This is a genomic window from Pseudoalteromonas sp. RB2-MNA-CIBAN-0110, from assembly GCF_040309305.1.
Lineage (GTDB): Bacteria > Pseudomonadota > Gammaproteobacteria > Enterobacterales > Alteromonadaceae > Pseudoalteromonas > Pseudoalteromonas arctica.
Map to the genome: position 1 here is coordinate 1 of NZ_JBEOOQ010000390.1, position 201 is coordinate 201.

General features: G+C 55.7%; 1 tRNA gene. It reads right to left on the reverse strand.

Features of this window, described 5'->3' with window-relative positions:
* Nucleotides 1-73, reverse strand: a tRNA-Asp gene (locus tag AAEY68_RS21890).
* Nucleotides 74-201 lie beyond the last annotated feature (128 nt).

Consider the following 201-nt stretch of genomic DNA (forward strand, 5'->3'; position numbering starts at 1 on the left):
GGAGTGGACGGGACTCGAACCCGCGACCCCCGGCGTGACAGGCCGGTATTCTAACCAACTGAACTACCACTCCGCAGTGGTATGTGCATGGGGTAATGCACTTACTAATTTTAATCATGATATCAAATGGCGGAGTGGACGGGACTCGAACCCGCGACCCCCGGCGTGACAGGCCGGTATTCTAACCAACTGAACTACCAC